The organism is Nonomuraea sp. NPDC003201 (assembly GCF_053590415.1).
In genome coordinates this window covers 1-6,687 of record NZ_JBSFTC010000453.1, presented here as the reverse complement: position 1 = coordinate 6,687, position 6,687 = coordinate 1, and the positions used below count along the sequence as shown (strand labels likewise).

The 6,687-nt window shown below is 72.1% G+C and carries 7 protein-coding genes and 1 pseudogene; 6 read left to right on the top strand and 2 right to left on the bottom strand.

Features of this window, described 5'->3' with window-relative positions:
* A pseudogene (locus ACWDX9_RS57590) lies at window positions 1–209 on the top strand (hypothetical protein); the annotation flags it as partial.
* Here ACWDX9_RS57590 and ACWDX9_RS57585 read toward each other — a convergent pair.
* Entirely contained in the window at window positions 202–660 is a 459-nt protein-coding gene (locus ACWDX9_RS57585; RefSeq protein WP_449971667.1) for a pyridoxamine 5'-phosphate oxidase family protein, read from the bottom strand. The pseudogene ACWDX9_RS57590 and the gene ACWDX9_RS57585 sit on opposite strands and share 8 nt — an antisense overlap.
* A 147-nt stretch (window positions 661–807) precedes the next feature.
* On the opposite strand from ACWDX9_RS57585, the gene ACWDX9_RS57580 reads away from it, so the two are divergent.
* Window positions 808–1,419: a DUF4142 domain-containing protein gene (locus ACWDX9_RS57580; protein WP_449971664.1), complete on the top strand. Its 612-nt coding sequence runs from the start codon at window positions 808–810 to the stop codon at window positions 1,417–1,419.
* Here ACWDX9_RS57580 and ACWDX9_RS57575 read toward each other — a convergent pair.
* Window positions 1,407–3,107 (bottom strand): exo-alpha-sialidase, encoded by a 1,701-nt coding sequence (locus ACWDX9_RS57575; protein WP_449971661.1) that lies wholly within the window; start codon window positions 3,105–3,107, stop codon window positions 1,407–1,409. The genes ACWDX9_RS57580 and ACWDX9_RS57575 overlap by 13 nt on opposite strands.
* A gap of 363 nt (window positions 3,108–3,470) precedes the next feature.
* Here ACWDX9_RS57575 and ACWDX9_RS57570 point away from each other — a divergent pair, with 363 nt between their 5' ends.
* The 4 genes from ACWDX9_RS57570 to ACWDX9_RS57555 form a co-directional block, all read left to right on the top strand.
* Complete coding sequence (locus ACWDX9_RS57570; RefSeq protein WP_449971659.1) at window positions 3,471–4,253, top strand: hypothetical protein; 783 nt, start codon at window positions 3,471–3,473, stop codon at window positions 4,251–4,253.
* Between the two features lie 69 nt (window positions 4,254–4,322).
* Window positions 4,323–4,568, top strand: a complete 246-nt coding sequence (locus ACWDX9_RS57565) for a hypothetical protein (protein WP_350727864.1) — start codon at window positions 4,323–4,325, stop codon at window positions 4,566–4,568.
* Window positions 4,569–4,585: 17 nt separating this feature from the next.
* A complete protein-coding gene (locus tag ACWDX9_RS57560) occupies window positions 4,586–5,986 on the top strand; it encodes an FAD-binding oxidoreductase (protein WP_364249529.1) in 1,401 nt (466 codons plus the stop codon).
* A 79-nt stretch (window positions 5,987–6,065) separates the two neighbouring features.
* Window positions 6,066–6,687 (top strand): MFS transporter (locus ACWDX9_RS57555; protein ID WP_449971656.1); only part of this gene is annotated, 622 nt, incomplete at its 3' end.

The window sequence follows — 6,687 nt, the reverse complement described above, 5'->3', positions numbered from 1 at the left end:
CCACCGGCCCCGGTCTGGCGGCCCAGGGCCACGGGCCGGGCGGGGCCGCGCTGGCGGCCGACCTGGCCGGGCACGTGCGGGCCTGGAACGAGGCGGGCCGCCCGGAGACGGGCGACCTGCGCATCCACGCCTATCCCGGGCGCGCCGGCGACGGTAAGGGGACGGTCGTCCCGAAGCGCCACACGACCCTGGTGGTCACCTTCAACTGACCGTCCACCCGCCGTCGCGGATGAGGTCGCGGCCGCGCAGCTCGTTCGCCTCGCGCCAGGCCTGCAGGCGCACCGGCGTGATGCGGAAGTAGTGGTAGGACTCGGGCTCCTTGCGCGGGTCGAAGCCCGTCTTCGCCGCGAACGCGTCGCCGACCTCGGCCGGGATCTCGGCTTCGGGGACGGCCTCGGCCGTGCCCTCGACGAGGACGACGTCGCGCACCAGCCCCACGCCCACGCGCAGCCGCCCGGAGGCCAGCAGGTTGCGGGCGGTCCGGCTGGCGCTGGTGGTGGAGATCAGCAGGGTCGTGCCGTCCCACAGGAACGACAGCGGCACCAGGTACGGCACCCCGCCCTCGTCCGCCGTGGCCACCCAGGCGTCCACGTCGTTCTCGAGCCGGTCGAGGGTGTCCCGCTTGCGCTGGTGGGGCGTGCGGGGATCTGGCTGGGTCATCCGGGCTCCGGTCACATCGGCATCATGGTCGTCGTCATTATCGTTCGCGCCCGGCTCCGCGCGCCCGGGGGTGGGATGTCGGGTTTTGGGGGAAGGGGTGATTACGCACTGTATTTGAGTCGTATCACGATGTCATAGGAAATGCTCATGCGCACACTGTTGCTGGCCGCCGTGGCCCTCGCCGCTCTCGGGGGCTGTGCCGACGTGCCGACGGACACCGCGGGCCTGGTGTCGCGTACCGACACCCAGCCGTCCGAGCAGGACAAGGCCTGGATGCGGGGCATCCACGAGGCCAACCTGGCCGAGGTCCAGGCGGGGCAGCTCGGGGTGGGCAAGGGGAGCGCGGCGCGGATCAAGGCGATCGGCAAGATGCTCGTCGTGGACCACACCAAGCTGGACACACAGGTGACCAACGCGGCCACGCGGCTCCGCATCCCGCTGCCCATGTCCCCGAGCGCCGATCAGCGCGCCATGCTGGCCGAGCTGCAGGACTCGCCGCGCGACGAGTTCGACCAGGACTTCACGGCCGCCATGATCAACGCGCACCAGCAGACGCTGGCGGCCACGAAGGTCGAGATCTCCCACGGGACCTCGCCGACGGTGGTGGCGCTGGCCAGGACGGCCGAGCCGGCGCTGGTGGCGCACCTGACCGCGTTGCGGCAGTCCGGGGGCGGCCAGCCCACGCAGACGCCCACCGAATCGTCCATCGGCACGCCCACGGAGACGACCCCGGGACCGGAGACGCCTCACGGCGAGTAGAGCTCGATCTCGTTGAGCATGCTGCACGTCCGGCCGAGCTCCGGCTCGCAGCCGGAGGTCGGCTCGGTGACGATCTTGATGTGCCGGCCCGTGCGGTCGATCTCCTGGTATCGCATCGCGTAGTCCGTCCGGTCCGTGATCGTGACGACGGGCTCGCCCCAGGAGCGGCCGTCCTCGGAGACGTACACGCGGGCCCCGGCCGGATGGCCAGGGCGCAGGCTGAGGCCGATCCGGGTCAGCGCGTACGGGCGGTCCAGGTGCAGCACGTACTGGCCGCGGCCCCGGGCGACGGCGCTCGACCAGTAGCCGGTGCTGCCGTCGAAGGCCCCGCCGGGACGGCTCCTGGGCCGGCCGGTCCAGCGCATGGTGGTCTCGACGCTCAACCGGCCGCTCCGGCGCATCGCGGCCAGGTCCAGCAGGCCGGGGCCGGGGGGATCGATCGTGAACAGCTGCCGCTTGATCGCGTACCAGCCGTGGTTCTCGAAGCGCCCGTGCGCCGGGCAGGCGGTCTCGTCCAGCAGGCCGTCGCGGCGCACGCCGGGCAGCTTGCAGTTGTCGAACACCTGGATCAGCCGGTGCGGGCCGAGCGCCGCGATCCCGGTGTAGCCGGACGAGCCGTGGACGGGCCAGATGCCGTCGCGGTTGTGGTAGGTCACCCGCGGCTCCAGCCACTCCTCGCCGAGCCCGTCCGGGGAGACGGCGAGCCAGTTGTCCGGGCGCCCGGCGCTGAGCACGAGGACGCCGTCCGGCATCAGCAGCAGCCGGGGCGCCACGCCGCGGACCACGCAGTCCTGGCCCGCGAAGCGCAGCTCGCCGACCGGCGACCAGGTGCGCCCGCCGTCGGTGGAGCGGCTCTGGTGCAGCGTGGAGAACCGGCCGCCGTCGCGGCGCAGCACCGCCAGCAGGCTGCCGTCCATCGTCTGCGCGACGCTCGCCTCGTTGTAGACCAGCCCGTCGGACGGCGGCGCGATCACGCCGCGCCGCTCGAAGGTCCGGCCGCCGTCCCGGCTGGCGTACAGCTCGGCCTGGTACGTCCCCGTGTCGCGGTACTGGGCGTACATCGTGATCAGGATCGTGCCGTCGGCGAGCTGCACCGGCAGCCCGTGCGTGGCCCCGCCGGGCAGCAGCTCGCCGGGCGTGGTCAGCGCCGCCTCCGAGCGCACCCAGCTCTCCCCGTCCTCCAGCGACGAGGTGGTGAGCACGCCCAGCGTGCCGGTGTGCGGGCCGGTGACCTGCAGGTAGTACTCGGTGGCGAAGTAGCGGCCGTCGAGCAGCTGGATGGGGGCCTCGCGGAGCGGTGTCAGGTTCGCCGGGCCGAACGCGAGCCCGCCGTCGTCGGAGACCGCGACCGAGTTGGTGAGGGTGACGATCTGGTCCACGTTCGTGGTGAAGGTGCTGATCACCTTCTGCCGGGGAGCCCCGCCGGGGCCCACGACGTCGAGGACCGAGACGTTCGGGAAGCCCGCGAAGTCGAGCCGTTCGGACTCCGTCGGCTCGCGGTCGACGGGCGGCGGATTGGGATGAATCCAGTCAGGTGAGGAAGCAGTATCGATCAGGTAAGCCTCGCCCGGGATGGACGGCTGGGAGTGATCCGGTAGCTGGCAGTAACCGGCCGCCGCCTGCGTCGCGTCGGGCGGCGCGGGCAGTCCAGCGGCCACCGACAAGGCCACGACCACGGATCTTGGCACCCACACCGGCTCGCTCCCCGCATCTCTCCCGAACTGACCGAACCGTTCGGACTCTAGATGATCCACGCTCCGTAACACCGGATTCACCTGCGGGAAGTCGCGGGTTCACGGCTGCCGCCGATCGGGCGGCGGGGGACTCATGCTGGTTTTGTTAAGTACCAGTTGACAGGAAACCCCTCTCTGACGACGATCGGGACGGCACTATTAAGTGTCAATTTACGTAGGTCGTGGGTCGGGAGGTGGCCCCAGATGAGCATCGAGCCGAGGGCGAGAGTGGCCCCAGAGCGAGTGCTGCCAGGCCCGGTGCCTCTGGCGCCGGAGACAGCCGCCCAGCAACGGGTGGTTCAGCGAATCTGCGCCAGAGTGGCGCCCGCCGGCGTGGACGTCGGCGTCGACGAAGTACCCCCGGGCGGCCTGCAGGTGTGGATCGACACCCCGGTGCCGGTCCCCGCGCAGGAGTCCTGGGTGCTCTACCACCGCATGGCGCGCGAGGTCGCGCTGGTCGGCTGGCACTGCGAGGCCGACGCCGACCGGCTGCTGGTCCTCGGCTGGAGCGCCGCCTGCCTGCACAACCGCGTACGCCTGCTCCAGAGCGGGCTGCGCCGGCTGACCGACTTCGAGTCGACCGCGCAGCGGGCCGTACAGCTCGAAGGGCGGCGCCCGGACGAGCCCGCCACGGAGATTGTCGCCGCCGTGAACGCCTCGGTCGAACGGCGGCTGCGCTGGCCCGAGCGGCTGGCCGAGCTCGACGGGTTCGAGCGCAGCTCGGGGCTGTCCCACCTGCAGCTGCTCCTCGCCCAGGTCATCGGACTGGAGGCGAAGGTCTCGGCCGCCTGCGCGGAGCACCTCGTCATGGCGCGGGTGCTGGCGCGGGCCGTCTGCCAGCAGTACGCCCGCCACTCAGACCTGTCGCGCGCCCAGCGCGACGTGCTGCTGGAGTCGCGCCGATGGGTGCACGCCAGCTCCATGATCCGAGGCTCGGCCGGCGCCCGGCCGAGCACCGGTGGCACCGCCGGCCGTCCCCACATGGGGCTGGCGGAGCGCCGCATCGCCGCGAGCGTCATCAACCACGGCGTGCCGCGGGCGACCCCCGCGGCCGTCACTCCGGTGGTCGACCACCTCGACCACAGGGAGGGCGCACGCTGACCCAGATCCGCTCAACGGCGAGCGGTCGCCCGGAAAAACCCCATCGAGTCCGGTAGGAGAGCTCCCGTCATGCGAACCCCCCCGCACCTGCCCGCCAGAACCATCCGTGACACCCGGGACACCGACATCCGGCCCCGCCGGCACCCCTACGGCCTGCACGAGGTCCCCGTGCAATCGGCGCCGCTCGGAACCCTCGACCTCCCCGACACGACCACCGAGCCCGACGAGTACGTCGAGCAGCGGCTGCTCGGCATCAGGGAGATGTCCAACCAGGCCATCGGCTCCATCGACGACCTGCTCCAGCACACCGCGTGAGCCGAAAGAGGAGAGTCATGCAGGACCTAGAGCGACTGGAGCTGAAGTCGCACGACGTCGGGGGTCACCAACCGCGTTCCGTGGCGGGCATCGACGCTCCGCGCAGCCTCGACGAGGTACGCGCGCTCGTACGGCAGTCCATGAGGACCGGCCGCCGCCTCTACCCGATCAGCACCGGCAAGAACTGGGGCATGGGCTCGGCCGTGCCGGTCACCGACGACAACCTGGTCGTCGACCTGAGCGGCATGAACCGCATCCGCGGGCTCGACCTCGAAGCCGGCTTCGCGGTCATCGAACCCGGGGTGACCCAGGCACAGCTCGCCGAGGCGCTGCGCGACACCCCCTGGATGCTGAACGTCACCAACTCCTGCGCCGACACCTCCGTCGTCGGCAACGCCCTGGACCGCGGCGACGGCACCTTCCGCTCCCGGGTGCACGACGTCGCCGGGCTGGAGGCCGTGCTGGCCGACGGAAGCGTGGTCACCACCGGCGGGCTGGACCCGGCGGGGCGCTACCACGGCCGGGTCGCCGGGCCCGACCTGACGCCCGCCTTCGTCCAGCACAACCTGGGCATCGTCACCGCCATGGCCGTCGCCCTCGTTCCGCGCCCGCAGACCGTCGGCCTCGTCTACGGCCGCATGCCGCGCGCCCAGGTCGGCGTCGCGCTCGACGCGATGGCCGGATTCCTGCGCCGCGGCAACCCCGCCGACGGGATGCTGCGCGTGCGCGAGCTGGCGCTCGTTCCGAGCCACGGCGACTGGTTCCTGCCCAGGGGCGTCGACCCCGACCTGTTCACCGTCATGGGGCCGCTGCTCGGCAGCGACGCCGCCGTCGAACTGGCCGAGGAGCTGCTGCGCAAGGCGCTCATCGAGGTCGAGGGCGCCGAGTCGCTGCGCGTGGTCGACGCGGCCGAGGTGGGCCCCGACGACCCGCTCTACCCGCGGGCGCTCATGTCCCAGGGCATCCCCACCTGCCTGGGCGTGCGCAACGCTCTCCGCGTCACCTCCTGCGACCAGATCGACGAGGGCCAGACCGGCTTCCTGGCCTTGATGCCGCTGATGCCGACGCACGCCCGCAGGACCGAACACATCCTGGCCGCCCTCCAGACGGCCGTGGACGCGCACACCACCGCGCTCATGGTCGAGTGGAACCTCGTCAGCCGGCACATGGCCAACGGCGTCATCCAGATCTTCTTCGAACGGGGCGCGCCGGACGCCCCCTACCGCGCCCACCAGCTCCGCAACGACGGCAACTGCCTGCTGCGCAGCCACGGGTGCGCCATCTACCGCTCCGACATCGACCACGCCGCCGCCGACGTGTGGTCGGAGACCAGCACCGCCAGCCTGGGCATGCTGCACCGGCTCAAGACCGCCCTCGACCCGGACGGCCTGCTCTCGCCCGGCCGCTACGGCGCCTGACCGAACGACCCACCTCCGCCGGTCGCACATCCGGAGTGTGCCGGTCGGCGGAGACCACTCATAGCTTGGAGGTGACCACGTGCGTTCGTCACCAGCGCGGGGGACGAGCACCATCGACCGTCGTCACGCCGTGATGCTGCGGCTGGTCGGTGCGGGTGTCATGTTGACGGTGATGGCCGACACCACGGCCACCACCCTGGCAGTCGGAGTCCTGCGGTACACACCCGCCGGGGCCGGCATGCCGCTGGGCGACCTGGTCTGGCTGACCAGCGCGGCGTTCATCCCGATCGCGGCGCTGCTGGCCACCGCGGGCCGCTGGGCGGACCTGTTCGGCCGCCGACGGGTCCTGGCCGTCGGGCTCGTGGTGTTCGTCCTGGGCGGTGTTGCCACCGTCCTGGTGGACTCCTGGTCGTACGTCCTGGCGGCACGGGCCGTCCAGGGCGCCGGTGCCGCGGCGATGATCCCGGCCAGCCTCGGGCTGCTGCTCGGAGAGCTGCCGGAGTCGCAGCGGCGCGGCGCGATCGCTCTCTGGAGCTCCGCCTCCGGGCTGGGCTGCCTGCTCATGCAGGCGGGCGGCGGCTGGCTGGTCGTCTCCGTCGGCTGGCGGGCCCTGTTCGTCCCTGACGTCGTCATCGGCGTCGCGCTCCTGATCGCCTGCGCCGCGCTTCCGCCGGGTAAGCGCGCCGGCGCCAGGGGCCTGC